This is a genomic window from Stenotrophomonas sp. GD03819, from assembly GCF_029841665.1.
GTDB lineage: Bacteria > Pseudomonadota > Gammaproteobacteria > Xanthomonadales > Xanthomonadaceae > Stenotrophomonas > Stenotrophomonas geniculata.
The window spans coordinates 128,137-154,449 of record NZ_JAOCEW010000005.1; the positions used below are offsets into that span (position 1 = coordinate 128,137).

A 26,313-nucleotide genomic window follows, 5' to 3' on the forward strand; every position below is an offset into this window, starting at 1 on the left:
CATGAGCAGCCTCGGATCCCTCCCCCTCCCCGTGAGCCCGGACAACGATCCGCTGCGTGACCCGGCGCTCTACATCAACCGCGAACTGTCGCAGCTGGATTTCAATTTCCGCGTGCTGGCCCAGGCGATGGACCCGCAGGTGCCGCTGCTGGAGCGGCTGCGCTTCATGTGCATCTCCTGCACCAACCTAGACGAGTTCTTCGAGATCCGCGCCGCCGCCGTGCGCCACGCGCAGGAATTCGGCCTGCCGCCGGCGCCGGACGGGATGAGCCCGCAGGCCATCCTCAATGCCATCCACGACCGCGCCGCGGAACTGGTGGACCAGCAGTACCGCTGCTGGAACGAGACGCTGCGCCCGGCGCTGATGGAGGCCGGCATCGGCGTGCTCGGCCGCCATTCCTGGACCGACCGCCAGAAGCGCTGGCTGCGCGCCTACTTCCGCAACGAGATCATGCCGGTGCTGTCGCCGCTGGGCCTGGACCCGGTGCATCCGTTCCCGAAGATCCTCAACAAGTCGCTGAACATCGTGGTGGTGCTGAAGGGCACCGACGCGTTCGGCCGCGCCGGCCATCTGGCCATCGTGCGTGCGCCGCGCTCGCTGCCGCGCATCATCCAGCTGCCGGAGAAGCTCGGCGGATCGCAGAACTTCGTGTTCCTGTCGTCGGTGCTGTCCACCTTCGTCGATGAGCTGTTCCCCGGCATGGAAGTGCAGGGGGCCTACCAGTTCCGCGTTACCCGCAACTCCGAGCTGGTGGTGGACGAGGAGGAAGTGGAGAACCTGGCGCTGGCACTGCGCGACGAACTGGTCGACCGCGGCTACCGGCCGGCGGTGCGCCTGGAAATCGCGCAGGACATGCCACGCGACATCGTGCGCACCCTGCTGCAGAATTTCGGCCTGACCGAGAACGCGGTGTACCGCATCGACGGCCCGGTCAACCTCAACCGCATCATCCAGCTGTACGACCTGATCGCGCAGCCGGACCTGAAGTACCCGCCGATGACCCCGCGCACGCTGCGCGACAGCGACGGCATCTTCGAGACGGCGGCGCGCCAGGACCTGCTGCTGCACCACCCGTTCGATGCCTTCACCGCAGTGCTGGACCTGATCCGGCAGGCGGCGATCGACCCCAACGTACTGGCGATCAAGCAGACCCTGTACCGCACCGGCAAGGATTCGCTGATCGTCGACGCGCTGATCCAGGCCGCGCGCAACGGCAAGGACGTGACCGTGGTGGTTGAACTGCGCGCACGTTTCGACGAAGAGGCCAACCTGGGCCTGGCCGATCGCCTGCAGGAAGCCGGCGTGCAGGTGGTGTACGGCGTGGTCGGCTACAAGACCCACGCAAAGATGCTGCTGATCGTGCGCCGCGAGGGCCGCAAACTGCGCCGCTACGTGCACCTGGGCACCGGCAACTACCACAGCGGCACCGCCCGCGCGTACACCGACATCAGCCTGATCACTGCCGATGCGGACATCGGCAACGACGTGCACCTGCTGTTCCAGCAGCTGTCCGGGCTGGCCTCGAAGATGAAGCTCAAGCGCCTGCTGCAGTCGCCCTTCACCCTGCACACCGGCATCCTCGGCCGCATCGAGCGCGAAACGCGCATCGCCGCCGCCGGCCGCCCGGCGCGGATCATCGCCAAGATGAACGCACTGAACGAACCGCAGGTGGTGCGCGCGCTGTACGCCGCCTCGCAGGCCGGCGTGCAGATCGACCTGATCATCCGCGGCGCCTGCACCCTGCGCCCGGGCGTACCGGGCATCTCGGACAACATCCGCGTGCGCTCGATCGTCGGCCGCTTCCTGGAGCACAGCCGCGTCTACTGGTTCGGCAACGACGGCGCACCGGAGATGTACTGCGCCAGCGCCGACTGGCTGGAACGCAACCTGCTGCGCCGTGTCGAGACGTGCTTCCCGATCCTCGACCCGGAGCTGGCCAAGCGGGTCTACCGCGAAGTCCTGCAGAACTACCTGGACGACAACCTCAACGCCTGGGAGCTGGACGCCGACGGCATCTACCACAAGCGTGCCCCGGCGCACGACGAAGCCCCGCATTCTGCTCAGATGGCATTGATGCAGGGGCTGTGAGCCGGTGTGTCGACCAAGGTCGACACCTACCAGGAGCGGCAGGCACCGATTCTGGTCGGGATTGGATCAGTGTCGACCAAGGTCGACACCTACCAACAGCAGCGGAATTCTGTCGAAGGCGGGGTGGGTCCGGTGGCAGGGGTGTGAGCCGCATGGATGCGGCGACCAAGCCCCCATGGACGGGTTAACGGCGTCCCCTGCCATCGGACCCACCCCGCCATCCTACGGATAGCCCGCTTTTGCCTTTGCTTTAGCCGTTGCCGTTGATTCGGCGGGTGCAGGGCGCAGCCCTGCCGCACTCCCCTCTTCCAAAATGTGAAGGCCGCGCGGTGACGAGCACACCGCCCCTTCGGCTAACATTCGTCCATGCCGCATACCACCACGACTCCGCCCGCATTGCAGGATGGCGACCTGCTGGCCGCCATCGACCTTGGCTCCAATAGTTTCCACATGGTCATCGCGCGCTACACGCTCGGCCAGCTGCGGGTGATCGACCGCCTGCGCGAGACCGTGCGCATGGCCGATGGCCTGGATGGCAAAGGTGGGCTCTCCTCCGCTGCGCGGCAGCGCGCGCTGGAATGCCTGGCCCGCTTCGGCCAGCGCATCCGCAACGTGCCGCCGCACCGGGTGCGCGCACTGGCCACCAACACCGTGCGCCAGCTGCGCTCTCCGCAGTCGTTCCTGGTTCCCGCCGAAACCGCGCTCGGGCATGCCATCGAAGTGGTCAGCGGCCGCGAAGAAGCGCGCCTGATCTACCTGGGCGTGGCCCACGCGCAACCGCCCAAGCCCGGCCAGCGCCGGCTGGTGATCGACATCGGCGGCGGCTCCACCGAATTCATCATCGGCATGGGCATGCAGACCCTGGAGCGCGAAAGCCTGCAGGCCGGCTGCATCGCCAGCACCCGGCGCTTCTTCCCCGGCGGCAAGCTGAGCAAGAAGCGCTGGAAGGACGCACTGGCCGAGATCGGCCGCGAGTTCCAGCCCTTCGCCAGCAAGTACCGCGCGCTGGGCTGGCAGGAAGCCTTGGGCTCGTCCGGCACGCACAAGGCGATCAGCGAGATCTGCGCCACGATGAAGCTGAGCAAGGGCGCGATCACCGCCGAGGCCCTGCCCCAGCTGCGCGACGAACTGCTGAAGGCCAAGAAGATCGACGACATCCAGTTGCCGGGCCTGTCCAGCGACCGCCGCCCGATCATCGCCGGCGGCATCCTGGTGCTGGAGGCCGCCTTCCAGGCACTGGGCCTGCAGAAGCTGCTGGTCAGCAAGGCGGCGATGCGCGAAGGCATCCTGTACGACATCGTCGGCCGCGCTGGCGAAAACGACCTGCGCGATGAATCGGTGTCCGCACTCAGCCAGCGCTACGGCATCGATACCGTGCAGGCCGATCGCGTGCAGGACACCGCGCTGTCACTGCTGGAACAGGTGCAGGAACGCTGGCGGCTCGATGCCGACGACGCGCGGATGCTCGGCTGGGCCGCACGCCTGCACGAGCTGGGCCTGATGATCGCGCACAGCGGCTATCACGTGCATGGCAGTTACGTACTGGAACACTCGGATATCGCCGGCTTCTCGCGGCAGGAACAGCAGATGCTGGCCGCGCTGGTGCGCAGCCATCGCCGCAGCGTAACCAAGACCGCCTTCGACGCCCTGCCCGAGCGCCTGCTGCTGACCGCTCGCCGGCTGGCCGCCCTGCTGCGCCTGGCGGTGCTGCTCAATCGTGCCCATGAGGACGATCCACTGCCCGCGCTGGAACTGACCGCCGACGACAACCGCCTGTCGCTGATCGTGCCGCAGGCCTTCATCGATGCCCGGCCGCTGCTGCGCGCCGATCTGATCGGCGAGACCGACGGCATCGCCGGGCTGGGCATCCAGTTCCGGCCGTTCGTGGCCTGAGGCTGAACTCGTTGTTCCCCTACTACGGTGGCTTCGACATCGGTCGTTTCATCTACATGAAATACCAGCAGCGCTTCTGATCCACCGCGCTTCCTGGACCACCGCCACGGCCCTTCGGGGCCGTGGCTCCATGGGAACCGGACCGCCGTCATCCCGTGGTCGCAAAGCGGTCATATCCGCTACATCGCCAGGCCCGAGCATGCCGGAAACCCGGAGGCCCGCCATGCGCTATGCCATCGTCACCGAGACCTACCCGCCGGAAGTGAACGGCGTTGCCCTGACCGTGCAGGGCCTGGAGCAGGGACTGCGCACTTCCGGCCATGACATCGACCTGATCCGGCCACGCCAGACCAGCGAAGCGCTGGACTCGGCGCCAGGCACGCTGCTGGTTCCGGGTGCCGCATTGCCGCGCTACCCCGGCCTGCGCTTCGGCCTGCCTGCACCGATCCGGCTCAACCGCCACTGGCAGCAGCAGCGTCCCGATGCGGTCTACATCGCCACCGAAGGCCCGCTGGGCTGGTCGGCGCTGCGCACCGCGCGCCGCCTTGGCATTCCAGTCGCCAGTGGTTTCCACACCCGCTTCGACGAGTACCTGCCCGACTACGGCGTCGCCTGGCTGCAGGCCGCTGCGATGCGCTGGATGCGCCGGTTCCACAACCAGGCCGACGCAACGCTGGTACCCACCCGCGAACTGCAGCAGTTCCTCGGCGAACAGGGTTTCGAACGTGTACGCCTGCTGGCACGTGCGGTCGACAGCCAGCAGTTCGATCCGGGCCGGCGCGACCCGGGGCTGCGCGAGGAATGGGGCGTGGACGGCAATGGCCTGGTCGCGATCCATGTCGGCCGCATCGCCGCGGAAAAGAACCTTGGCCTGGCGGTGAAAGCCTTCCGGCGCTTGCAGCAGATCCGGCCCAAAGCCCGCTTCGTCTGGGTAGGTGATGGTCCGGCCCGCGAAAAACTGGCACATGAAAACCCGGATTTCATCTTCTGCGGCATCCAGCGCGGCGAGGCCCTGGCGCGGCATTTCGCCAGCGGTGACCTGTTCCTGTTCCCCAGCCGCAGCGAGACCTTTGGCAACGTGACCCTGGAAAGCATGGCCAGCGGCCTGGCCACCGTCGCATTCGACTACGGTGCGGCCCGCGAATACCTGCGTAATGGCGAGAACGGCGCGGCCGTGGAAAACGATGAGCAGTTCATCGAGGCAGCCGTGCAGCTGGCCGCCGATGATGCACGGCGCCGCGAATTCGGCAGCAGCGCCGCGCGTGCGATGAAGCGCCTGCATCCACAGCAGGTGGTTGCCGAGTTCGATGCGCTGCTGTCCGAGCTGGCCCAGTCGCGGAGGAGCGGCCATGCGCACCACGCCGCTTGAGCTGTTGGCCGGCCGCGAGGCGCGGCTCTGCCGCCGGGCCAACCACTACTGCCGGCGTCGCCGCGTGCGTCGCCTGTTCTCGGTCATCAGCCGTCTCGGCGATGGCGTGTTCTGGTACGTGCTGATGGGCGCGCTGGTGCTGCTCGACGGCTTCGACGGACTGCGCGCCTCCGTGCACATGGCCGCCACCGGTCTGGCCGCGCTGCTGCTCTACAAGGGCCTCAAGCGCTGGACCCGGCGTCCCCGCCCGTATGCGGCCGATCTGCGCATCCGTGCCTGGGTGGCACCGCTGGACGAGTTCAGCTTCCCCTCCGGGCACACCCTGCACGCGGTGTCGTTCACCATCGTCGCGTTGGCCTACTACCCGTGGCTGGCACCGCTGCTGGTCCCGTTCACCTTCGGCGTCGCGCTGTCGCGGGTGGTGTTGGGCCTGCACTACCCGTCCGATGTACTGGCCGCCACCGGCATTGCCATCCTGCTGGCATCGGCCAGCCTGGCCTGGTTGCCGCTGCCGGTGTGATGGCCGCCGCGCCGGCCACGCATGGCCCGGCGCTACCGCCATCGTTGATGGCCTAGAATGCAGGCATGACCACGCTGTTCATTTCCGACCTGCACCTGGACCCCAGTCGTCCGGAGATCACCGACCTGTTCCTGCGCTTCCTGCGCGAACAGGCGCCCGGCGCCGATGCGCTGTACATCCTCGGCGACCTGTTCGAAGCCTGGATCGGCGACGACACGCCCTCGCCCGCCGCCGATGCAGTGGCCGACGCGCTGAAGGTGCTCTCCGACAGCGGCGTGCCGGTGTATTTCATCCGCGGCAACCGCGACTTCCTGCTCGGCGAAGACTATGCGCGCCGTGCCGGCCTGCGCATCCTGCCCGACCCGTGCGTGATCGAGCTGTACGGTCGCCCGGTGCTGCTGCAGCACGGTGACCTGCTGTGCACGGACGACATCCCCTACCAGCAGTTCCGTGCACAGACGCGCGACCCGGCATTCCAGGCGCAGTTCCTGTCACAGCCGCTGGCCGCACGCATCGCCTTCGCGCAGAAGGCACGCGACGCCAGCCAGGCCCGCCAGTCGGAAATGAAGCAGGACGATCGTGCGCAGTTCGAGACCGTGACCGATGTGGCTCCGGCCGAAGTCGATGCCACCTTCGTGCGCCATGGCGTGGACACCATGATCCACGGCCACACCCATCGCCCGGCGGTGCACACGCTGCAGGCCGGTGGCCGCACCTGCAACCGCATCGTGCTGGGTGACTGGTACGAACAGGGATCGGTACTGCGCGTGGATGCCGGCGGCTGGTCGCTGGATACGCTCGCGCGCGAATGATGGATCGCAGGGTGCCAACCAAGGTTGGCATCTACCAGGGCAGGTGCACGCACCCGGGTAGACGCCGACCCCGGTCGGCGACTGGCTTCAGCGGAAGGCCGCGATGGTGGCCTTGGTATTGACCAGCACGCGCTGGTTGTCGGCGGTACTGGCATTGCCCATCGGGATGCCGTTGTAGCTGATGTTCGGGTTGGACCAGTAGTTCAGGCGCGGGCAACCGGCCGAGCAGTCATAGGCCATGATCGTGCGCCAGCGCGAACCGGAGGACGGCTCGTAGCGATAGCCGTGCCCATAGGCATAGGGCGACGTGCTGGGATCACTGGCGATATCGTGCCGCGCACTCTGCAGATGGCCGATCTCATGTGCGAAGGAGTAGTAGCCGGTCGCGCAATCCCAGTACACCGCCGCGAAGGCCGTCGATGCCGTCGAGCCGATGCCCGAGGCCAACCCGCAGTAGCTCGTGTTGTTGATCAGCAGGACGCCGACATCGGCCGCGGTGTTGTTGCGGCTGGTGTGGATGCTGTCCATGTAGCCGTCGCTGGTGTTGCGGAAGCGGGTCAGGTCGGTGGTGAAGTTGCCGGACTCGGTGTAGTTGGTGGTTTCATAGCCGGCCAGCTGCAGGGTGATGCCAACGTTGCTGTTGACGTAACCCTGGTTGGATTCGGCCACCGCCAGCTGCACCAGCGACTGCATGTTGCCGCCATAGGCCGTTACCGCTGCATTGGTCGCCACCACCAGCACGCGGATGGTGGCCGGGGTGCCGGACGAGGCCTGCGCGATGCCGATGCGGTCATTGTTGCCCATCGGGATTTTCGGCAGCTGGTTGTAGTCGGCCGGATGATCGGCCGGCATCCGCGATTCATCCACTTCCACCAGTACATGGCGGTTGCCCAGCGGACGCAGCCGGTAAAGCTTGCCGTCCTTGCGGATCGAGCCGGTGAGGGTGTTGCCCGAACGCACCAGGATCACTGAATTGCCAGGATCATCCTGACCGTTCGAAGTGGCGGCAGTCAGCCGATCGGACGGCGAACGCAACTGGCCGTACCAGATGCTGCCGCCATCGGGCAGGGCTTCCACCTTGCTGCGCACCGCCTGCACGCGCTGGCCAAGCAGTTCGAACTCCAGTTGCGGCTGCGCGGTGGCAGCAGCGTCGACACGCACTTCCTGTACCGTCGCGGTGGACGGGGTGGCCAGCAGCTTGCCCAGCGCGGGCTCACTGTTTGCCGATGCCCGGCTGATGACCGTCACCGGCTCGAACAACGGTGCCGCATGCGCGGCCGCTGCCACCGACAAACCCAACACCAGGCCACCTGCCGCTTTGCCAATCGATCTGGACAACATTGCGTCGCTCCTTGAATGATGTGAACAGCGTTGATGCAGCACGCCCGGGTTTGCCGGGTCTGGCCATATGGCCTGCGCGGGTCGTGTGAATTCAATAGAAGATGGGAATGAAAATCAGGAACTGTGATCGACCGCATCTGCGTTAAGTAAGGTCAAAAGCGTCACTACACTTCGTCAATACACCGCTTTCGCGCTACCGTGACGCAGTCACGACGGGACATGCACATGGCACCATCGCAGGACACGGATGAAGATGTCGGCATGCTGCGGATTGGCCTGTTCTTCGATGGCACCCGCAACAACGCACACAACCTGGCACGCGGTCGCCCACAGGTTCCGCAGCCACGTCCGGCGCAGCTGCGCGCGGATGATGATTCGACCTACCAGAGCCGGCTGACCAGCAGCTACGACAACGGCCTGACCAACATCGCGCGCCTGCAGCAGCTGTATCCGGACAGCCGCCGCAATGCGATGGGCGCACCTTCGTTGTCGATCTATGTGGAGGGCGTGGGCACCCGCGATGATGCCGATGATGATCTGATCGGACTGGCCTTCGGTATCGGTGCCAGTGGCGTTCGTGCGAAAGTGCAGCGCGCGCTGCAGGTGCTGCTGCCGGCGGCACTGGCCGAGCTGTCCGCGCGCTGGCAGCGACCGTTGCGTGGCGTGCAGCTGGATCTGTTCGGCTATTCGCGCGGCGCTGCCGCGGCACGTGATATCGCCAACCAGCTGCAGGGCTGGGACAGCGTGCGCTGGCGCCAGCTGCTGCAGGGCGCCGGCCTGTCCTGCACTGCGAACTTCGCCCCCGCCACACCGGTGCTGCGCTTCATCGGACTGTTCGACACCGTGGTCGCAGTCAATGGCGGCCGCGCCGATGAGCACCCGCAGCTGGCCCTGCACAGCGGCATCGCCGGTCGCGTCGTGCAGCTCACTGCACGCGATGAACACCGCCAGCACTATCCGCTGACCAGCGTGGCGCCGCCATTCGCCGAGATCGCCCTGCCCGGTGTGCATGCCAACATCGGTGGTGGCTACAACCAGCTGGAGGAAGGCCCCAAGCTGCTCAGCCGACCGCGCCGGCAACAGTTGCGCCGCCCAGCGGTTGCCGACTACCAGGTCCCACCATTGGCGTTGCTGCAGGCCACCACGGCCTACGCTGAAACACAGGCCGATGCCGAACGCTGGCGGCAGCAGCTGGGCGTTGGGGAAAAAGAGATCTGGGTGGATGTCTGGCACCAGTGGCAGCAGCAGCGTCGCGCCGGCAGCCGCAGCGTGCTGCTGTCACCGGTGCTGTATGTGACGGCCGCGGTGGTGCTGCGTCGGCGCATCGACTGGCGTTATCAACTGATCGCACTGCTGGTGATGCAGCAGCGGGCCATCGATGCCGGCGTGCAATGGACCGCCAATGCGGCCAGAGTTCCCGGCTGGGAGCTGCCATCCGCCCTGCAGCCGATCGCACGCCGCCTGGTGGCCGGACAGCCGCTGACGCAGACACAGGAGGCGCTGCTGCGGCGGCGCTACCTGATGCAGTCAGCGCACTGGAACTTCGATGCACTGGGCGACACCGCACTGACCTACGCCGCCGATGCCGGCGTCAGCGAACTGCCGTACCGGCCGGGTCCCGGCCTGTTCTACATCAACCGGCCGACCGTGGACGGCAAGCGCGTGGTGTTGCCGAATGCATAAGAAAAAGGGGACGGAGGGGATCAAGTCGTTAATGCCACAAACGACTTGATCCCCTCCGTCCCCTTTTTCTCAACCCGCCTGCTCGACCAGGTTGGCGAGCTCATCCGCATCAAAACCAGCCAGCAGGCGCGCTTCGATGTTGAACGGCCCGTGCAGGTAGCCGCCGGCGTACTCCACCAGCAGTTCCTTGAAGCGTGCGCGCGGCTCGACACCGGCGCGGTCGCAGTACCAGCGGTACCAGCGCGAACCGGCGGCAACATGCGCCACTTCCTCGCGCAGGATCACTTCCAGCACGTCGGCGGTTTCGCCATCACCGACGTTGCGCAGCTTCTCGATCATGCCCGGGGTGACGTCCAGGCCGCGCGCTTCCAGCACGCGCGGCACCAGCGCCATGCGTGCCAGGCCGTCATGCGCGGTCTTTTCGCACATTTCCCACAGGCCGTTGTGCGCGGGGAAATCGGCATAGTCGTGGCCATGCACCTGCAGGCGTTCGCGCAGCAACATGAAGTGCCGCGATTCGTCGTCGGCACAGCTGACCCAGTCGGCATGGAACGCCGGCGGCAGGCCGCGGAAGCGGTACACCGCATCCCAAGCCAGGTCGATCGCGTTGAGTTCGATATGGGCGATGGCGTGGATGAAGGCGGCCCGCCCTTCCACGCCGCCCAGTCCGCGCCGCGGTACCTCGCGCGGATGCACCAGCACCAGTTGCGCCGGCCGGCCGGGCATGCGGATCGGTTCCGGCGGCGGCGCATCGGCGGCCACTCTCAGGCGACCGGCACGGAACGCGGCGGCGTACGCCTGGGTCAGCGCGACCTTGCGCAGCGGGTCGGCTTCGGCCAGGCACTGCTGCGCCGCACGCAGCAGATCACCACCAACGTCGGGCACGTCAACCACGCCTGGACCTCAGGCGCGGCGCTTGTGCTTGGCATCGTCCGAACGCAGCTGCTGGATGCGCTCGAAGTAGCCCGGCTCGATACCGGTCGGGTAGTGGCCGTTGAAGCAGGACGAATCGAAGTTGCGCAGCGCCGGGTTGCCCTCGCTCACTGCCGCTTCCATGTCTTCCAGATCCTGGTAGATCAGCCAGTCGCAGCCCAGGTGGGCTTCGATCTCTTCCACGCTGCGGTTGTGCGCGACCAGCTCTTCCGCAGCCGGCATGTCGATGCCGTAGATGTTCGGGTAGCGCACCGGCGGCGCCGCGCTGGCCAGGTAGACCTTGCGTGCGCCTGCATCACGGGCCATCTGCACGATCTGCTGGCTGGTGGTGCCGCGCACGATCGAGTCGTCCACCAGCAGCACCACGCGGTTGCGGAATTCCAGGTGGATCGGATTGAGCTTGCGGCGCACCGACTTCACGCGCTCGCCCTGCCCCGGCATGATGAAGGTGCGGCCGATGTAGCGGTTCTTGATGAAGCCTTCGCGGTACTTCACCCCGAGTACGTTGGAGATCTCCAGCGCGGCGTCGCGCGAGGTGTCCGGGATCGGGATGATGGTGTCGATGTCGTGGTCCGGGCGCAGGCGCAGGATCTTCTCGCCCAGCTTGATGCCCATGCGCATGCGCGCCTTGTGCACCGACACGTTGTCGATCATCGAATCCGGGCGTGCGAAGTACACGTACTCGAAGATGCACGGGGTGTGCTCGGCCGGCTCGGCGCAGATCTCCGAGAACAGCTCGCCACGCGCGGTGATCACCAGCGCTTCGCCCGGCTGCACGTCACGCACGCGCTGGAAGCCCAGCACGTCCAGCGCGGCCGATTCGGACGCCACGATGTACTCATCACCCTCGGCGTGGCTGCGCTTGCCCAGCACCAGCGGGCGGATACCATGCGGGTCACGGAAGGCGACCAGGCCCAGGCCCAGCACCACGCTGACCACCGCATAGCCGCCCTTGCAGCGGCGGTGCACGCCAGCCACGGCACGGATGGCCGCTTCCGGGCTGAGCTGGCGCTGCTGCTCCAGTTCGTAGGCGAACACGTTCAACAGCACTTCGCTGTCCGAATCGGTGTTGACGTTGCGCCGGTCCTGTTCGAACACCTGCTGGCGCAGCGCCTCGGTGTTGATCAGGTTGCCGTTGTGGGCCAGCGCGATGCCGTACGGCGAGTTGACGTAGAACGGCTGTGCCTCGTCCATGCCTTCCGAACCGGCGGTCGGGTAGCGCACATGAGCGATGCCGACGCTGCCTTCCAGGGTGGACATGGTGCGGGCATCGAACACATCGCGGACCAGGCCGGTGGCCTTCTGCACCCGCAGGCGGCTGCCATTGACGGTGGCGATGCCTGCTGCGTCCTGGCCGCGATGCTGGAGGACGGTCAAGCCGTCATACAACTGCCCGGCGACGTTCTGGTTGCCGACGATTCCGACGATGCCACACATGGTGCGAGGTCTCCGCTGGGCTTTGCCCAGTTACAAGGAAGGTGGCCGTACCTGGCCGCGGTGGTCGCCGCGCGCGCGGTCGACATTGGCCGGATCGCCCGGCTCGATACTGTCCGGCAGTGCTGGGGCGTCCGGACGCACTTCGGCCGGATCGTAGGAATCGCCCTGTTCCGCTTTCGCAGGCCGCAGCCATCCGCTGCCTGCCACTACCTGGTTGAGGATGCCATTATCGCCTGCCGCGCCCGGCTTTCCCAACCCGGCGCCTGCGTTCTTCCCCAACTCCATCAATGCAGATGGGGACAGGGCGTCGGTGGGCAAGCCCTTGGGCAGCAGATCGGCGCCGGGAACCTCCCAGTGCGGCAGCTTGCTGTTCATCCAGGCAACGGTGGGGTTCAGCAGTGGGCGCACCGCCGAACGCTGCCAGGAAGGCTCGGCGGTCAGCGGGGTGAAACTGCCCAGCAGCAGCAGGATCGCGGCGATCAGGCCGCCCCGCACCGCGCCCAGCACCCCGCCCAGCAGGCGGTCCAGGCTGGTCAGCATGCTGCGGTGGACCAGGGCCTTGATGACCATGCCGATCACCGCGACCACGATCATCACGCCGATGCCGACCCCCAGGTAGCCACCGACGAAGTGTTCGCCACCGGGGGCCGCCGGGGCGGCCCACCAATGGGCGGCATCATTGCCGAAGGCGAAGGCCGCCCACGCGGCCAGCAGCCACGACAGGGTGCCGATGACGATTCCCACAAAGCCGCGCAGCATCCCCAGCAAGGTGGAGGCGGCGATCACGATCAGCAGCACAACGTCGATCATGGCGCCCCGCTCCTTCGGCGGCGCTGGCAACGGGGCTGCGCGTGGGTCATGGGTGCGGTCGCACCATGCCGGCCACGCCGACCTTGGCGGCGACCTGCGCCTTCAGCTGCTCGGCATCGGCGCGGTTGGCCACCGGCCCGACGCGGACGCGATGCAGGGTGCCCTTGTCCGTGCGCACCTGTTCAACGAACGCGCTGAAACCGGCGGCGCGGACCTTGTCGCGCAGGGCATTGGCATCGTTGGCCTGACCGAACGCGCCCAGCTGCACGGCAAAGCCGACGCCGCTGGCAGCCGGTGCCGCCGGCGTGGTCGGCGCCGTCGCCGGCTTGCTTGCGGTGGCCTCCGGCTTCGGCTCGGGCTTCGGCGCCGGCTTCGGCGGTTCCGGCCTGGCGGCCGGGGTGGTCGTTGCGGTCGGCGTACTCGGCGGAAGGCTTTCGCTGCGGACCGGGTTGCTGCTGGCCGACGGCGCAGTGGCTGCGGACGGAGTGCTGGCGCTCGGCGTAGCCGATGCCGGAGTGGCCGCGACCGGGGCACTGCTGCCGGCCGCCGCGTCCAGAGTGATCACTTCGGCCTTCACATCCGCGCGGATCTTCACCGCCTGCAGGCGGGCCGCCTCGGCCTGGGCGCGGTCGGCATACGGCCCGACCCGCACACGCCATGCCTGACGGCCGCCGATGGTGGCGGTTTCAGTGAAGCCCGGCAGCTGCCAGCGCTTCAGGTAGGCGATCACGGCATCGGCATCGGCCTTGCTGCCGTAGGCACCGAAGGTGACCGCATAGTTGCCGGCGGCAACCGTCGGCGACGTGTCCACGGTCGGCGGCGTGGCCGGCGTGGCGGCATCCTGCAGCGGCTTGGCCTGTCCGGTCTGCAGGCCGGTGGCGCCACCGGCCGGGGCGACCAAGGGCAGCTCACGGGTTTCGAACTGGCCATCGGCCGGTGCATCCGGCGCGGCGATCGGCACATTGGCCACACCGCTGTCCGGTGCCGGTCCCTTGACCAGCATCGGCAGGAAAATCACGGCCAGCGCCACCAGCACGATGGCACCAATCAGACGCTGTTTCAGAGGCGTATCCACGTGAGGCAGGCAACTGTCCGGAGGTTGCCGTCGATTATACGGGTGCCGGACCGGACGGCGTCGGCGTTGGCTGAACGCGGATCAGGCATCGCCCTGCAGCATCTGCAGGGCAGCCGCGGCGGTATGGAAGGAGCCGAACACCAGCACGCGGTCGCCGCGCTCGGCCTGGGCCAGCACCTGCGCCAGTGCCTGTTCGACGCTGTCGGCCAGCGGCGCCTTGGCCGCAGCCGTGCCGGCCAGGCGCTCCTGCAGCTGGGTGGCGCTCTGCCCACGCGGGCCATCCAGCCCGGCCAGGGTCCACTCGCCCACCACATCCTGCAGCGCCTGCACCACGCCCACCGCGTCCTTGTCCTGCAGCGCGGCGTACACCGCCAGGGTGCGCCCGGCCGAGACCTCGGCCTTCAGCGCACGCGCCAGCTGGCCCGCTGCCTGTGGGTTGTGGCCCACGTCCACACGGATCTGCACGCCATCCCGCTCGAATGCCTGCATGCGGCCGGAAATACGCGCCGCCGCGATACCGGCGGCCCACGCCGCACGCGGCACCGGCTTGTCCAGCGCGCGCAGGGCGGCGATGGCGGCACCCGCATTGGCCAGCTGGATCGGGCCGGCCAGCGCCGGGGTCGGCAGCTCCATGCGCAGGCCGACATCACGCCAGCGCCAGCGCTGTGCATCGATCGGTTCGTAGAAATAATCGCTGCCGCCGCGGATCGCGTTGGCACCCACCAGATAGGCACGTGCGAGCACGCTGGACGGCGGATCGGTCTCGCCCAGAATCACCGGCTTCCAGCCACGGATGATGCCGGCCTTCTCTGTGCCGATCGCTTCGCGGTCCTCGCCCAGCCACTCGGCATGGTCGATGTCCACGGTGGTGATCACCGCCACGTCGGCATCGACGATGTTGACCGCATCAAGGCGGCCACCCAGACCCACTTCCAGTACCGCCAGATCCAGCCCGGCGTCGGTGAACAACTGCAGCGCGGCCAGCGTGCCGTACTCGAAATAGGTCAGCGTGGTCTCGCCCCGCGCGGCCTCGATGGCGTTGAACGCAGCGACCAGCGCTGCATCGTCCACATCCTGCCCGTCGATGCGCACACGCTCGTTGTAGCGCAGCAGATGCGGTGACGTGTAGGCACCGACCTTCCAACCAGCAGCACGGCCGATGGCCTCGATGAAGGCCACGGTGGAGCCCTTGCCGTTGGTGCCACCGACCACGATGGTGCGCCCGGCCGGCGCGCCAAGCCCCATCGCCGTGGCCACGGTGCGCACGCGCTCCAGGCCCATGTCGATGGTCGCCGGGTGCTGGCGTTCAATGTAATCCAGCCAATCGGCCAGGGTGGTCGGGGTGTTCGTCACGGCAGTGCTTCCAGCAGGTACAGGTGGTTCGGTGTGGCGGGTCAGAGTGCGCGGTGCTTGGCTTCGCCGAAGAACGGCGTGTGGTGGGCGCAGTCGTTCAGGCGCACCACTTCCAGGCTGTCCAGGTCGGCGCCCTCGAGCAGGTTGAGCGTGGTCGGTGCCTGGCGGAAGGTCCACAGGCGGGAGATCGGCAAGCCCAGCACCTTGCACAGAATCACGCGGTTGACCGCGTCATGCGCGACCACCAGCAGGGTGTCGTGCTCGCCGAGGCCTTCGGTGGCACGGGCCAGGCCACGCCAGCTGCGTTCCAGCACCAGGCGCAGCGATTCGCCGCCGGGCATCAGCACGGTATCCGGTTCCTCGCGCCAGGCCTGCAGGCGCGATGGATCCTTTTCGTTGATTTCGCTGGCCAGCAGGCCTTCCCATTCGCCGTGGGCGATTTCCTGCAGCTCCGGCTCGGTCAGCAGCATGTCGGCGCGGGCGGCGCCAAGCGCCAGCTGCGCGGTGCGCTGCGCGCGCGACAGCGGCGAGGCAACGGCACGGGTGATGTCCACCGAGGCCAAGCGGGCGCCAAGCGCCTGGGCCTGGGCTTCGCCGATCGGCGAAAGCGGAATATCGATCTGGCCCTGGTAGCGGCCTTCGGCGTTCCACGGCGTTTCGCCGTGGCGGGCAAGCAGGATGCGCATGCGTGCAAGGGGTCCTGGGGGGAGGAGGTTTCCGCGTTTCGTTCACATCCTGTGAAGTGCGCGGAACAGGGATGATACCTGTTCGGCGCACCGGGCCGGGCAGCTAGGGATGGAGTGCAACCAACGACGTCGAAGCGGACAGCCACGTTCACTTTGCAATATGCAACTAATCTGATGGTATTGCTGGCACCGGACGTCCACGCTTGGAGCCTTTGCGGGCCGATCAATGTCCAATCGATCCTATCTGTGCTGCAGCCCCCTGCCGGGCATCTATCCCAGCTTCTCCGTCGACTACGATTCCGACGTGCAGACACTGGCAAACGATGTCTACTGCATACCGCTGCTGTGGCCGGCGCTTTTCACACCCGAGGATTTCCAGCGGGCTGATTTCGAAGTCGATGGCGAAGTTGTGATCGGACAGGCACCTTCGGCACCCAAACAGAAAGTGCTCGAAACCCTTCGGCGCCGCCGCACAGGCGTCGTCCAGGCATTCAAGGGTATCGGTGATCTTGCTCCGTACGTGAACATGCTCGAACGGGTGATTGAAGACGCACCGTATGAGTTCATTTCAATCGAAATGGACGAAATTGCCGCCCTGAACGATCCCGAGGAAGATTTCTATGAAGCGTTCGAGCGCTTGTTGTCCGGATTGGATGCACCGGACGAAGACGTTTGCGAACAGCTGATCGCGCTGGCTGCAATGGAACACAGCTGGCCTATCCCATCCGTCCGCCTGCATCTCGACGGCCTTGAGGGCTCGGAAGATGACTACTGGAATCACTGTCGGGTGCTCGGAGCGGGCAGCGATGTGTCGGGAATGGGGCGCCCGGTTCCCTGGGAAACCGCTTAGGGCTGCTGACAAAAAACCCCGCGACAGACGTCGCGGGGTTTCAGGATTGCAGTAGATCCACGCCATGCGTGGATGCACCGCCAGGGACCGCGAACCTTACTTGACCAGGTTCAGTTCCTTCAGCAGCTGCGGCGCCGGCGCCACTTCCTGCATGATCCACTGCATGTAGCGGCTGTCGACGGCGATCATGCGGGTCATCACCGGATCGAACACCCAGTTGGAGCTGACCGATTCCCAGTTGCCGTCGAATGCCAGGCCGACCAGCTTGCCGTTGGCGTCCAGCACCGGCGAACCCGAGTTGCCACCGGTGATGTCCAGGTTGGACAGGAAGTTCACCGGCACCGAACCAATGCGCTTGTCTTCCAGGCCGCCGTAACGCTTGGCCTTGACGGCATCGAGCAGCGCCTTCGGCGAATCGAAGGGATCTTCGCCGGTTTCCTTCGCCGCTACGCCTTCCAGGGTGGTGAACGGGGTGTACTTCACGCCGTCCTTGCCATAGCCCATGACGTTGCCGAAGGTGATGCGCAGCGACAGGTTGGCGTCCGGGTAGACGAACTCGCCCTGGCTCTTCTTGTAGTCGGCCACGGCCTGCAGGTACAGCGGGCGGGCGGTCAGCGATTCGCCTTCGCGGATCTTCTTCTGCTCTTCCTGCTTCAGCAGTGCCGGCATCACAGCCACGGCGTACTGGATGGCCGGATCGCTGCTGGCTTCAAATGCGGCACGGTCGGCCTTGAACCACTTCAGGCGGGTGTCCAGGCTGCCCAGTCCGGTGCCGCCCAGCTTGGCCACCAGCGACTTCACCGCAGCGGCATCGCTGCCGGCCAGCCACTTGTTCAGCACTTCATTGTCGCGCTGCGCAGCGGGCAGGGCCACGTACTGCTCCAGCCAGTAGGCCTGCAGCTGCTGGTCCATCTTCGCCACGTAGCGGCGGTCCAACTGCTTGAGGCCACCTTCGATGGTGGTCAGGTCGCGTTCCTGGTAACCGGCTTCGCGCTCGGCATCCGGCTTGCTGCGCTCGATCGACAGGCGGTACAGGGTGATCGCTGCGCCAACGGCCGAGGTGTTGTTGAACTGACCGACGAACAGGTCGCGTTCGCGGGTCGACTTGCTGGTATCCAGATGCTTGAGCAGCTGCGCGTGTGCGGCCAGCGCCGGCTTGCCGGCAGCGCCCTGCTTCTTCAGCCACGCCAGCACGGCGGCTTCTTCAGCCTGCTTCTGACCAGCGGCGTCGATGCGCTTGAAGCCTTCCAGCTGGCCCAGGTAGTTCTTGGCCACGTTGTTCATGCTGGCGGCGGTGGCGGCGTACTTCACCTTGACGTCGGCGTCGGCCTTGCCGGCGTCGGCGATCATCTTCAGCACCGCGTTGTAGTGCTTGGCGATGGTCGGGTAGGTGAAGCTGGCGGTTTCGTTGAACTCACCGGCCAGTGCATAGCGGTTGGTACGGCCCGGGTAGCCAGCCACCATCACGAAGTCGTCGGCGCCCAGCGGCTGGTCGGCGAACTTCAGGAAGTGCTTGGGCTGGTACGGCACGTTGTCGGCGGCGAAGGCGGCCGGCTTGCCGTCCTTGCCCACGTAGGCGCGGTAGAACGAGAAATCGCCGGTGTGGCGCGGCCACATCCAGTTGTCGACGTCGCCGCCGAACTTGCCGACGCTGCCCGGGGGCGCGTAGACCAGGCGCACGTCCTTGATTTCCATGTTGCGGAACAGGCGGTAGGTGTTGCCGCCGGAGAAGCTGTACAGGCGGCATCGGAAGCCGGCATCGGCTTCACAGGCCGCGACCTGGGCCTTGTCGAAGGCGTCCAGCGCGCGACTGCGGGCCAGCGGGTCGTTGCCGGCGGCAGCGATGGCGGCCTTGGCCTGGGTGGTGACGTCGGTGATCTGGTCGAGCACGAACACGCGGGCGTTCGGGCCGGCGCTCAGTTCGTCCTTCAGGGTCGGCGCGTTGAAGCCGTCCTTGATCAGGTTCTTCTGCGCGGTCGAATTCAGCTGGATGGCGCCATAAGCGCAGTGGTGGTTGGTGACCACCAGGCCCTGCGGCGAGACAAAGCTGGCGGTGCAGCCGCCGAGGGCGACGACCGCACCCATCGGGTCGCCGGTCAGGTTGGCCAGCTGTTCCGGGGACAGCTTCAGGCCGGCCTTCTGCAGCGGGCCGGCGATTTCCGGCAGCTGCTGCGGCACCCACATGCCTTCAGCGGCATGGGCGACCTGGGCCAGCCCGAGGCTGGCGACGATGGAGAATGCAAGCAGGTTCGAGCGCATGGAGCGGCCCCTGGTAGTGGAACCTTCGATTGTAGCCCGCCGCCCTGCCCCGGCCCGAACCCCGGAAGTCATGCAATCGGATGCTTCCATCGTTCAGCGTCTCCACTGCGATCGGACGGAGGCGGGAGGCCAGGCCGATGCAGGACACGCCGTAAACCCATCCATGGGGGCTCGATCGCGCCATCCATGGCGCTCACGGTCCTGCATCGGCCTGGCCTCCCGTCTCCCGACAATTGCCTGGCCTCGGACGGTAGCGCCGGGCCATGCCCGGCGAGTGCAGCGGCCACGTTCGAAACGCCCGCCGGCGCACGCCTTTCGTTCCACCACTGCACCCGCAGCGCAACATGGGAAATCCGTGCGGCACCCTATAATCCGCGCTTTCCCCCTGATGAGTTCCACCTCGATGGCGCAGCAAACGATGAAGGCCCTGGTCAAGCGCGAAGCGGCCAAGGGCATCTGGCTGGAAGAAGTTCCGGTTCCGACCCCGGGCCCGAACGAGGTCCTGATCAAGCTGGAGAAGACCGCGATCTGCGGCACCGACCTGCACATCTACCTGTGGGACGAGTGGAGCCAGCGCACCATCAAGCCGGGCCTGACCATCGGCCACGAATTCGTCGGTCGCGTCGCCGCACTCGGCTCGGCCGTGACCGGCTATGAAATCGGCCAGCGCGTCTCGGCCGAAGGCCACATCGTCTGCGGCCACTGCCGCAACTGCCGTGGCGGCCGCCCGCACCTGTGCCCCAACACCGTCGGCATCGGCGTCAACGTCAACGGCGCCTTCGCCGAATACATGGTGATGCCGGCCAGCAACCTGTGGCCGATCCCGGACCAGATCCCGTCGGAGCTGGCTGCGTTCTTCGACCCGTACGGCAACGCCGCGCACTGTGCGCTGGAGTTCAACGTGATCGGCGAGGACGTGCTGATCACCGGTGCCGGCCCGATCGGGATCATCGCCGCCGGCATCTGCAAGCACATCGGTGCACGCAATGTGGTGGTGACCGACGTCAATGATTTCCGCCTGAAGCTGGCCGCCGACATGGGCGCCACCCGCGTGGTCAACGTGGCCAACCAGTCGCTGAAGGACGTGATGAAGGAACTGCACATGGAGGGCTTCGACGTGGGCCTGGAAATGAGCGGCAACCCGCGTGCGTTCAACGACATGCTCGACTGCATGTACCACGGCGGCAAGATCGCCATGCTCGGCATCATGCCCAAGGGCGCCGGCTGCGACTGGGACAAGATCATCTTCAAGGGCCTGACCGTGCAGGGCATCTACGGCCGCAAGATGTACGAGACCTGGTACAAGATGACCCAGCTGGTGCTGTCCGGTTTCCCGCTCGGCAAGGTGATGACCCACCAGCTGCCGATCGACGATTTCCAGAAGGGCTTCGACCTGATGGAAGAAGGCAAGGCCGGCAAGGTCGTGCTCAGCTGGAATTGATCCATCGCCGCAGGCGATGGGCGGGTGCCAAGCTTGCTCGGCACACCTTGAAATTGAAAAAGGCGCCCGATGGGCGCCTTTTTCGCAATGCGTGCCAGGCAAGCCTGGCACCTACCGTAACGCCTGCGGCGTTACTTGCCGACGGCCACGCTCAGCATGACGCGGCTGTGCGCCAGCTTGCCCGAATTGTCGCGGCCGTTACCGTCGGTGCCGTAGTAACCCAGGCCGACGTTGAACAGGCCGAACTGGCGCGCGACGCCGACGTTCCAGTCGGTGTAGTCCTTGGCGATGCCGTCCTCGAAGGTGCTGCGACCGACGTTGGCATTCAGGGTGAAATCCTTCGGCAGGCCCCAGCTGCCGCCCAGGCCGAAGTACCAGCCATCGGTGCTGCTGTTCCAGACATCGTTGGTGTAGGCCACCGTCAGCTTGTAGGTGTCATCCAGCGTGGTGGTGGTGATCAGCTCGTTGTAGTTCTGGTGGCTGGACTTCAGGTAGGTGTAGCGGTTCAACAGCACATCGACGTTCACGCGCTCGGTGACATCCACGCCGTAGCCGATCAGGTAATCGACCTCGGTCTTCGGGTCACCCGCACCAAAGTCCACACCCGAGCCCCACACGCCGGCATACAGGCCAACCGGGCTGGTGTAGGTGAAACCGGCCTGCAGGGTCGGATCCTCGTCGGTCTGCGACACACCACGGAACAGGTAATCGGAAACGGCGGTGACGTTCCAGCTGTACGGCGATTCGTTTTCCTGGGCGCTGGCGGCGAACGGGGCGGCCAGGGTCAGGGCAGCGGCAATGGCGAGGCAGGCACGGGCGTGCTTCATGAGCGTCTCCGAGGGTGGCGGGGGCGGGAAGGGGGAGCGGGCAACCGGCGCCAGACAGGCGCGGTTCACGAATTTTTAACCCGTTTGCTATTGCGATGCAACATGTGCCGGCCGTGGCGATGCCCCAGCCGGGCCGGTCGGCACGCGGCGATGCCCGGTAGAATCAGCGGTTTCCCCGTTCAGAGCCGTGCCCACGCCATGACCGACGCTTCCTCCGCCCTGACCCGCCACTACGCCGAGGAACTGGACGCCATCCGCGCCCAGGGCCTGTTCAAGTCCGAACGGATCATCACCAGCCCGCAGTCGGCCGAGATCACCCTCGAGGACGGCCGCAAGGTGCTGAACTTCTGTGCGAACAACTACCTCGGCCTGGCCGACCATCCGGACCTGATCCAGGCCGCCAAGGATGCGCTGGATACCCACGGCTTCGGCATGGCCTCGGTGCGCTTCATCTGCGGTACCCAGGACCTGCACAAGCAGCTGGAGAAGCAGATCGCCGACTTCTTCGGCAAGCAGGACACCATCCTGTATGCGGCCTGCTTCGACGCCAACGGCGGCCTGTTCGAACCGCTGCTCGGCGAGAACGACGCGATCATTTCCGATGCGCTGAACCATGCTTCGATCATCGACGGCGTGCGCCTGTGCAAGGCCAAGCGCTTCCGCTACGCCAACTGCGACATGGCCGACCTGGAAGCGCAACTGCAGGCCGCCGATGCCGCCGGCTGCAAGACCAAGCTGATCACCACCGACGGCGTGTTCTCGATGGACGGCTTCATCGCGCCGCTGGACGAAATCACCGCGCTGGCGAAGAAGTACAACGCGCTCGTGCACATCGATGAGTGCCACGCCACCGGCTTCCTCGGTGCCACCGGCCGCGGTTCGGCCGAGGTCAAGGGCGTGCTGGAGAAGATCGACATCATCACCGGCACCCTGGGCAAGGCCATGGGCGGCGCACTGGGCGGCTTCACCTGCGCCAGCGCCGAGGTGATCGAGCTGCTGCGCCAGCGTTCGCGGCCCTACCTGTTCTCCAACTCGCTGCCGCCGCATGTGGTTGCCGCCGGCATCAAGGCGTTCGAGATGCTGGCCGCCGCTGACGACCTGCGCGACACCCTGGTGGAGAACACCCGCTACTTCCGCGAAAAGATGGTCGCCGCCGGTTTCGACGTGAAGCCGGGCGTGCACCCGATCAGCCCGGTGATGCTGTACGACGCACCGCTGGCGCAGAAGTTCGCCGAGCGCCTGCTCGAAGAAGGCATCTACGCGATCGGTTTCTTCTTCCCGGTGGTGCCCAAGGGCCAGGCGCGCATCCGCACCCAGATCAGCGCCGCGCACAGCCGTGAGCATCTGGACCGCGCGATCGATGCGTTCACCCGCATCGGTGTCGAGCTGGGCGTGATCAAGGGCTGATCGCCCCGGGGTCGGATCCCCACGGGTAGCGCCGGGCCATGCCCGGCGGTTTCCCGATAGCCGCGCTATGCGCTCGCCGGGCACGGCCCGGCGCTACCGAAATGACGCGCGACGCGCGTCACTTCTTTTTCTTCTTGCCCTTCGGCTCGTCCTTGCTGGCCACCACCACCGGCTTGGCGGCAGCGTCCTGGCCGTTGCCCTTGGCAACGCGGATGCCGTTGGCCTTCATCCAGGCATCGAACTCATCGGCGGTCATCTTCTTGTCGCCGTTGCTCATCAGGAAGCGGTAGCTGCCGCGGCCATCCAGCTCCGGGGTCTTCACTTCCACCACCGGTGTTTCAGCCGGCGTTTCCGCCTTGGCCACCTTCTTGTGGCCACCACAGGCGGTCAGCAGCACCATCGGCAGCAGCAGGCCTGCGCAGCGCAGGGTTTGGTTGAGGGTCGGGTGGTACATGGGCAGGCTCCGTTCGGGAAATTCAGCAACCAGGCGCCCCCTACGCCTGGAACGGTGGCCGGCAACCGCCGGCCGCGGGCGATGATCAGCCCGGTGCAGCGGCCCCCAGCCGCTGCTGGTCACTGACCTCAAGTAGCCGCCATTGCCCCTTGCCGAGATCGCCGAGCTGCAGCCCGCCGATCGCAACCCGGACCAGGCGCAGTACCTGCAGGTCGAAGGCCGCCAACAGGCGGCGGATGTGGCGGTTGCGGCCCTCGTCGAGGACCACCTCCAGCCACGCGGTCTTGTCGCCGCTGCGCAGCACGCGCACGGCCTGGGCGAGGAGGAACTCGCCTTCGTCCTCGACACCGGCGCGCAGCGCAGCCAGGGTGTCCTCGTCGGGTAGGCGGTCCACCTGCACGTGGTAGGTCTTCTGCGGGCCGGTTTCCGGATCGGTCAGACGCGCGGCCCACTGCGGATCGTTGCTGAACAGCAACAGCCCCTCGCTGGCCTTGTCCAGGCGCCCGACCGGTGCGATCCACGGCAGCCCGGCGCCATCGAAACAGCGGTAGACGGTGTCGCGGCCACGCTCGTCCTGCGCGGTGGTCACCACCCCGCGCGGCTTGTTGAGCATCAGGTACAGGCGCTGCGGCGCACCCATCGGCTGGCCATCGACCTCGATCGGCGGCGCCGGCTGGCCAATCGGGAACTCGGGATCCCGCACTATGCGGCCGGACACGCGTACGCGGCCCTCGGCGATCCAGCGCGCGGCCTCGCTGCGCGAGCAGACGCCGGCCTTGGACAGCACGCGCGCCAGGCCATGACGGACACCGGCGGCTGTGGCAGCGGGAATCGCACGCCCACGCGGTGCGTGGGAGCGGGCGGCGGGGGCGGCAGGTGGGCGGCGCGTGCGCAAGCCTCTGCTCCCCGCGGCGCTTACTTCTTGTCGACCGGCTTGGTCTCAGCCGGTGCTTCGGCTGGAGCCGGGGTGGCGGCCGGAGCCGGACGTGCCTTGACCACACGCACGCCACGCGCCTTCATCCAGGCATCGAACTCTTCAGCGGTCATGCGCTTGCCGTTCTGGCTCATGTCGAAGCGCCAGGGCGTGTTGTCGAATTCGGTCTGCGGCTTGTAGGCCGCCGGATCGTTCGGCTTCACCGCCGGTGCGCTCGGAATGGCCTTGGCGATGTTCTGGCAGCCGTCGATGCGCAGGCGCTGAAGCACCTGGTCCAGCGACTGCGACGGATCGTAGTTGCTGCTCAGCACACCGGCCGGCATGCCCAGCTGGTTGCCACGGATGTAGAGCTCGTCGGCCACCGGCGCAATGGTCGTGGCCGGCAAGGGCAGCGGCGAGGCGCTGGTGTTGACCGAGCAATCGACCGCAGCGTGGGCGGCGGGAACCAGGGCCAGCGCCAGGAAGGCGGCCGATGCAGAGCGCAGCATGAAGGGCATCCAGGAAAGGAAGTGACGCGGCGAGTTTAGCAATGCCGCGACAGCTTTCAAGCGCCACTTTCAATGAATACGGCAACTCATTGGTTTTACGAACAAAAACCCGACGAACGGTTGCCTGCGTAGCAGTAGATACCCGGATTCCGGGCCGCAGAAACAACAAGACCCGGCCGAAGCCGGGTCCTGCTGTGTCCTACAGGCAGAGCGTCAGAACTTAGTTCTGGACGTTCAGCTCGGTACGACGGTTCTTGGCGCGACCTTCCGGGTTGTCCGAACCATCCGGGTTGGTGTTCGGAGCAATCGGACGGCTCTCGCCGTAGCCGATCGGGCCGACCAGGCGACCGGCGTCAACGCCGTTCTTGGTCAGGTAGTTGTACACGGCGGTAGCACGACGCTCCGACAGCTTCTGGTTGTAAGCGTCGGTACCCTTCGAGTCGGTGTGACCGGCAACTTCAACGCGCAGATCCGGGTAACGCTTCAGGATCTCGGTGGCTTCGCTCAGGATCGCCACGGCGTCCGGACGCAGGTTCGACTTGTCGAAGTCGAAGTTGACGCCCTTCAGGTCGATGGAGACCGGCACCGGGCAACCGTCCGGACCGATGGTCTGACCCGGCTGCGAGTTCGGGCACTTGTCGTCGCAGTTGTTGACGCCGTCACCGTCGTCGTCCAGGTCGGCGCAGCTCGGGGCAACCGGAGCCGGAGCCGGAGCAGCCGCGACCGGAGCCGGGCCCAGCGGGATCACGACGCCGACCGAAGCCAGCACGTCGCCGAACCAGTCTTCCTTCGGAGCGGCAACGCTCTGGTCGTCGAAGTCAGCGCGGTAGGCCACTTCGGCGCGGACAGCAACGCGCTTTTCGAACGTGGTCTGCAGGCCGACGCCCAGCTTGGCGGCAACGTTGCCGTCCTTACGCTGGCGCGGACCATTGGCATTCAGCGCCGGGTACTCTTCTTCCGACTTCTGGTAGCCCAGGCCACCGACGATGTACGGGTTCCAGCCGCGGCCTTCCTTGATGAAGTGGCGACGCAGGTCCAGCGAGACGCCGTACTGCGACCAGTTCAGGTCCTTGTTCGAATCGAAGTTCGGGTTCTGATAGTTCAGCTCACCGTCCAGCGACCAGTTCGGGCTGATGAACTTGCCCAGGCCCAGGGTCACGAACGGAGCGTCATTGGTCAGACGGTCGCTGTCCTGGAAGTTGAAGCCGGCCGAACCGGTCAGGTACCAGCGGTCATCGAACTCCTGCGCCGAAGCTGCCTGGGCAAAAGCCAGGCCGCCCAGCAGCGCGGCAGTAAGGATCTTCTTGTTCATTGAGTACAGCTCCTATTTCGGGGGTATGAAACCGGTAGAGGCATGGGCCAGCACAAGTGCGTCGATGTACGACAGCCGATTCAGCACGCCACCGCCGCGAACATTATGCTCAGGCGGGTGAAGGCCATGTTAACAGTCCCGTAACATGTGAAGTGTTGCGCCCGACCGTCCACCGGTCCGACGTTGAAACCCTATACAGGATGATGAAAATCCGCAAGACCCTCACGCTGCAAGGGTTTGACGGGGTTTAGGCGGGGAAAACGACATATTGCGCAACGTACTGCATCACACGGTTCAGCGTGTTTGCGGAAAGGTGAGGAACCTTATGATGGAGCCACGA

Annotated in this window: 22 protein-coding genes; 9 read left to right on the plus strand and 13 right to left on the minus strand. The window is 66.4% G+C overall.

The annotated features are described in order from the left end of the window. Position 1 precedes the first annotated feature (1 nt). The 5 genes from ppk1 to lpxH all read left to right on the plus strand — a co-directional run bounded on the left by ppk1 (position 2) and on the right by lpxH (position 6,683). Entirely contained in the window at positions 2–2,089 is a 2,088-nt protein-coding gene (gene ppk1, locus N5D45_RS04800) for a polyphosphate kinase 1 (RefSeq protein WP_019337026.1), read from the plus strand. 366 nt (positions 2,090–2,455) lie between these two features. After that, positions 2,456–3,982, plus strand: a complete 1,527-nt coding sequence (gene ppx / locus N5D45_RS04805) for an exopolyphosphatase (protein WP_010483920.1) — start codon at positions 2,456–2,458, stop codon at positions 3,980–3,982. A gap of 223 nt (positions 3,983–4,205) precedes the next feature. Continuing rightward, positions 4,206–5,351, plus strand: a complete 1,146-nt coding sequence (locus N5D45_RS04810; protein ID WP_010483926.1) for a glycosyltransferase family 1 protein — start codon at positions 4,206–4,208, stop codon at positions 5,349–5,351. Further along, on the plus strand, positions 5,332–5,871 hold the full coding sequence (locus tag N5D45_RS04815) for a phosphatase PAP2 family protein (protein WP_010483928.1): 540 nt from the start codon (positions 5,332–5,334) through the stop codon (positions 5,869–5,871). The genes N5D45_RS04810 and N5D45_RS04815 overlap by 20 nt, the downstream gene beginning before the upstream one ends. Positions 5,872–5,936: 65 nt before the next feature. Continuing rightward, positions 5,937–6,683, plus strand: a complete 747-nt coding sequence (lpxH, locus tag N5D45_RS04820) for a UDP-2,3-diacylglucosamine diphosphatase (protein ID WP_057503051.1) — start codon at positions 5,937–5,939, stop codon at positions 6,681–6,683. 87 nt (positions 6,684–6,770) lie between these two features. On the opposite strand, the gene N5D45_RS04825 is transcribed toward lpxH, so the two are convergent. Next, a complete protein-coding gene (locus tag N5D45_RS04825; RefSeq protein WP_010483932.1) occupies positions 6,771–8,024 on the minus strand; it encodes a zinc-dependent metalloprotease in 1,254 nt (417 codons plus the stop codon). A gap of 225 nt (positions 8,025–8,249) precedes the next feature. On the opposite strand from N5D45_RS04825, the gene N5D45_RS04830 reads away from it, so the two are divergent. Then, positions 8,250–9,707 (plus strand): DUF2235 domain-containing protein, encoded by a 1,458-nt coding sequence (locus N5D45_RS04830; protein WP_279938500.1) that lies wholly within the window; start codon positions 8,250–8,252, stop codon positions 9,705–9,707. A 69-nt stretch (positions 9,708–9,776) separates the two neighbouring features. Here the strand turns inward: N5D45_RS04830 and N5D45_RS04835 are convergent, their stop codons facing one another. From N5D45_RS04835 to N5D45_RS04860, 6 genes are all read right to left on the minus strand, one after another. After that, a complete protein-coding gene (locus tag N5D45_RS04835; RefSeq protein WP_043401359.1) occupies positions 9,777–10,601 on the minus strand; it encodes a ferritin-like domain-containing protein in 825 nt (274 codons plus the stop codon). Between the two features lie 9 nt (positions 10,602–10,610). After that, positions 10,611–12,077, minus strand: a complete 1,467-nt coding sequence (gene purF / locus N5D45_RS04840) for an amidophosphoribosyltransferase (protein WP_010483938.1) — start codon at positions 12,075–12,077, stop codon at positions 10,611–10,613. A gap of 30 nt (positions 12,078–12,107) precedes the next feature. Beyond that, the gene (locus N5D45_RS04845) at positions 12,108–12,887 is read right to left on the minus strand and encodes a CvpA family protein (RefSeq protein ID WP_019336370.1); all 780 of its coding nucleotides are present in this window, start codon (positions 12,885–12,887) and stop codon (positions 12,108–12,110) included. 46 nt (positions 12,888–12,933) lie between these two features. After that, complete coding sequence (locus N5D45_RS04850) at positions 12,934–13,962, minus strand: SPOR domain-containing protein (RefSeq protein WP_279938501.1); 1,029 nt, start codon at positions 13,960–13,962, stop codon at positions 12,934–12,936. Between the two features lie 81 nt (positions 13,963–14,043). Then, the gene (gene folC, locus N5D45_RS04855) at positions 14,044–15,315 is read right to left on the minus strand and encodes a bifunctional tetrahydrofolate synthase/dihydrofolate synthase (protein WP_010483943.1); all 1,272 of its coding nucleotides are present in this window, start codon (positions 15,313–15,315) and stop codon (positions 14,044–14,046) included. A 41-nt stretch (positions 15,316–15,356) separates the two neighbouring features. After that, positions 15,357–16,001: a histidine phosphatase family protein gene (locus N5D45_RS04860; RefSeq protein WP_010483945.1), complete on the minus strand. Its 645-nt coding sequence runs from the start codon at positions 15,999–16,001 to the stop codon at positions 15,357–15,359. 226 nt (positions 16,002–16,227) lie between these two features. On the opposite strand from N5D45_RS04860, the gene N5D45_RS04865 reads away from it, so the two are divergent. Further along, positions 16,228–16,851, plus strand: a complete 624-nt coding sequence (locus tag N5D45_RS04865; RefSeq protein ID WP_111104139.1) for a hypothetical protein — start codon at positions 16,228–16,230, stop codon at positions 16,849–16,851. A gap of 96 nt (positions 16,852–16,947) precedes the next feature. Here N5D45_RS04865 and N5D45_RS04870 read toward each other — a convergent pair whose 3' ends face one another. Then, positions 16,948–19,110: a S46 family peptidase gene (locus N5D45_RS04870; protein WP_279938503.1), complete on the minus strand. Its 2,163-nt coding sequence runs from the start codon at positions 19,108–19,110 to the stop codon at positions 16,948–16,950. Positions 19,111–19,528: 418 nt separating this feature from the next. Between N5D45_RS04870 and tdh the strand changes: the two genes are divergently transcribed. Next, positions 19,529–20,551: an L-threonine 3-dehydrogenase gene (tdh, locus tag N5D45_RS04875; RefSeq protein ID WP_010483949.1), complete on the plus strand. Its 1,023-nt coding sequence runs from the start codon at positions 19,529–19,531 to the stop codon at positions 20,549–20,551. Between the two features lie 131 nt (positions 20,552–20,682). Here tdh and N5D45_RS04880 read toward each other — a convergent pair whose 3' ends face one another. Then, a complete protein-coding gene (locus N5D45_RS04880; RefSeq protein WP_010483951.1) occupies positions 20,683–21,378 on the minus strand; it encodes a TorF family putative porin in 696 nt (231 codons plus the stop codon). Positions 21,379–21,576: 198 nt separating this feature from the next. Here N5D45_RS04880 and kbl point away from each other — a divergent pair, with 198 nt between their 5' ends. Beyond that, positions 21,577–22,785 (plus strand): glycine C-acetyltransferase, encoded by a 1,209-nt coding sequence (gene kbl / locus N5D45_RS04885; RefSeq protein ID WP_005408238.1) that lies wholly within the window; start codon positions 21,577–21,579, stop codon positions 22,783–22,785. A 118-nt stretch (positions 22,786–22,903) separates the two neighbouring features. On the opposite strand, the gene N5D45_RS04890 is transcribed toward kbl, so the two are convergent. The 4 genes from N5D45_RS04890 to N5D45_RS04905 all read right to left on the minus strand — a co-directional run bounded on the left by N5D45_RS04890 (position 22,904) and on the right by N5D45_RS04905 (position 25,973). Continuing rightward, the gene (locus N5D45_RS04890; protein ID WP_005412356.1) at positions 22,904–23,239 is read right to left on the minus strand and encodes a hypothetical protein; all 336 of its coding nucleotides are present in this window, start codon (positions 23,237–23,239) and stop codon (positions 22,904–22,906) included. An 85-nt stretch (positions 23,240–23,324) separates the two neighbouring features. Next, entirely contained in the window at positions 23,325–24,071 is a 747-nt protein-coding gene (locus tag N5D45_RS04895) for a pseudouridine synthase (RefSeq protein ID WP_238794440.1), read from the minus strand. Between the two features lie 83 nt (positions 24,072–24,154). Continuing rightward, positions 24,155–24,661: a hypothetical protein gene (locus N5D45_RS04900; RefSeq protein WP_010483956.1), complete on the minus strand. Its 507-nt coding sequence runs from the start codon at positions 24,659–24,661 to the stop codon at positions 24,155–24,157. Positions 24,662–24,881: 220 nt separating this feature from the next. Beyond that, positions 24,882–25,973: an OmpA family protein gene (locus N5D45_RS04905; protein ID WP_010483958.1), complete on the minus strand. Its 1,092-nt coding sequence runs from the start codon at positions 25,971–25,973 to the stop codon at positions 24,882–24,884. Positions 25,974–26,313 lie beyond the last annotated feature (340 nt).

Bases quoted from the DNA above. Each gene is read 5' to 3' on its own strand.
- ppk1 (WP_019337026.1), top strand. From the start codon at position 2: ATGAGCAGCCTCGGATCCCTCCCCCTCCCCGTGAGCCCGGACAACGAT.
- ppx (WP_010483920.1), top strand. From the start codon at position 2,456: ATGCCGCATACCACCACGACTCCGCCCGCATTGCAGGATGGCGACCTG.
- N5D45_RS04810 (WP_010483926.1), top strand. From the start codon at position 4,206: ATGCGCTATGCCATCGTCACCGAGACCTACCCGCCGGAAGTGAACGGC.
- N5D45_RS04815 (WP_010483928.1), top strand. From the start codon at position 5,332: ATGCGCACCACGCCGCTTGAGCTGTTGGCCGGCCGCGAGGCGCGGCTC.
- lpxH (WP_057503051.1), top strand. From the start codon at position 5,937: ATGACCACGCTGTTCATTTCCGACCTGCACCTGGACCCCAGTCGTCCG.
- N5D45_RS04825 (WP_010483932.1), bottom strand. From the start codon at position 8,024: ATGTTGTCCAGATCGATTGGCAAAGCGGCAGGTGGCCTGGTGTTGGGT.
- N5D45_RS04830 (WP_279938500.1), top strand. From the start codon at position 8,250: ATGGCACCATCGCAGGACACGGATGAAGATGTCGGCATGCTGCGGATT.
- purF (WP_010483938.1), bottom strand. From the start codon at position 12,077: ATGTGTGGCATCGTCGGAATCGTCGGCAACCAGAACGTCGCCGGGCAG.
- N5D45_RS04845 (WP_019336370.1), bottom strand. From the start codon at position 12,887: ATGATCGACGTTGTGCTGCTGATCGTGATCGCCGCCTCCACCTTGCTG.
- N5D45_RS04860 (WP_010483945.1), bottom strand. From the start codon at position 16,001: ATGCGCATCCTGCTTGCCCGCCACGGCGAAACGCCGTGGAACGCCGAA.
- N5D45_RS04865 (WP_111104139.1), top strand. From the start codon at position 16,228: ATGTCCAATCGATCCTATCTGTGCTGCAGCCCCCTGCCGGGCATCTAT.
- N5D45_RS04870 (WP_279938503.1), bottom strand. From the start codon at position 19,110: ATGCGCTCGAACCTGCTTGCATTCTCCATCGTCGCCAGCCTCGGGCTG.
- tdh (WP_010483949.1), top strand. From the start codon at position 19,529: ATGAAGGCCCTGGTCAAGCGCGAAGCGGCCAAGGGCATCTGGCTGGAA.
- N5D45_RS04880 (WP_010483951.1), bottom strand. From the start codon at position 21,378: ATGAAGCACGCCCGTGCCTGCCTCGCCATTGCCGCTGCCCTGACCCTG.
- kbl (WP_005408238.1), top strand. From the start codon at position 21,577: ATGACCGACGCTTCCTCCGCCCTGACCCGCCACTACGCCGAGGAACTG.
- N5D45_RS04890 (WP_005412356.1), bottom strand. From the start codon at position 23,239: ATGTACCACCCGACCCTCAACCAAACCCTGCGCTGCGCAGGCCTGCTG.
- N5D45_RS04900 (WP_010483956.1), bottom strand. From the start codon at position 24,661: ATGCTGCGCTCTGCATCGGCCGCCTTCCTGGCGCTGGCCCTGGTTCCC.
- N5D45_RS04905 (WP_010483958.1), bottom strand. From the start codon at position 25,973: ATGAACAAGAAGATCCTTACTGCCGCGCTGCTGGGCGGCCTGGCTTTT.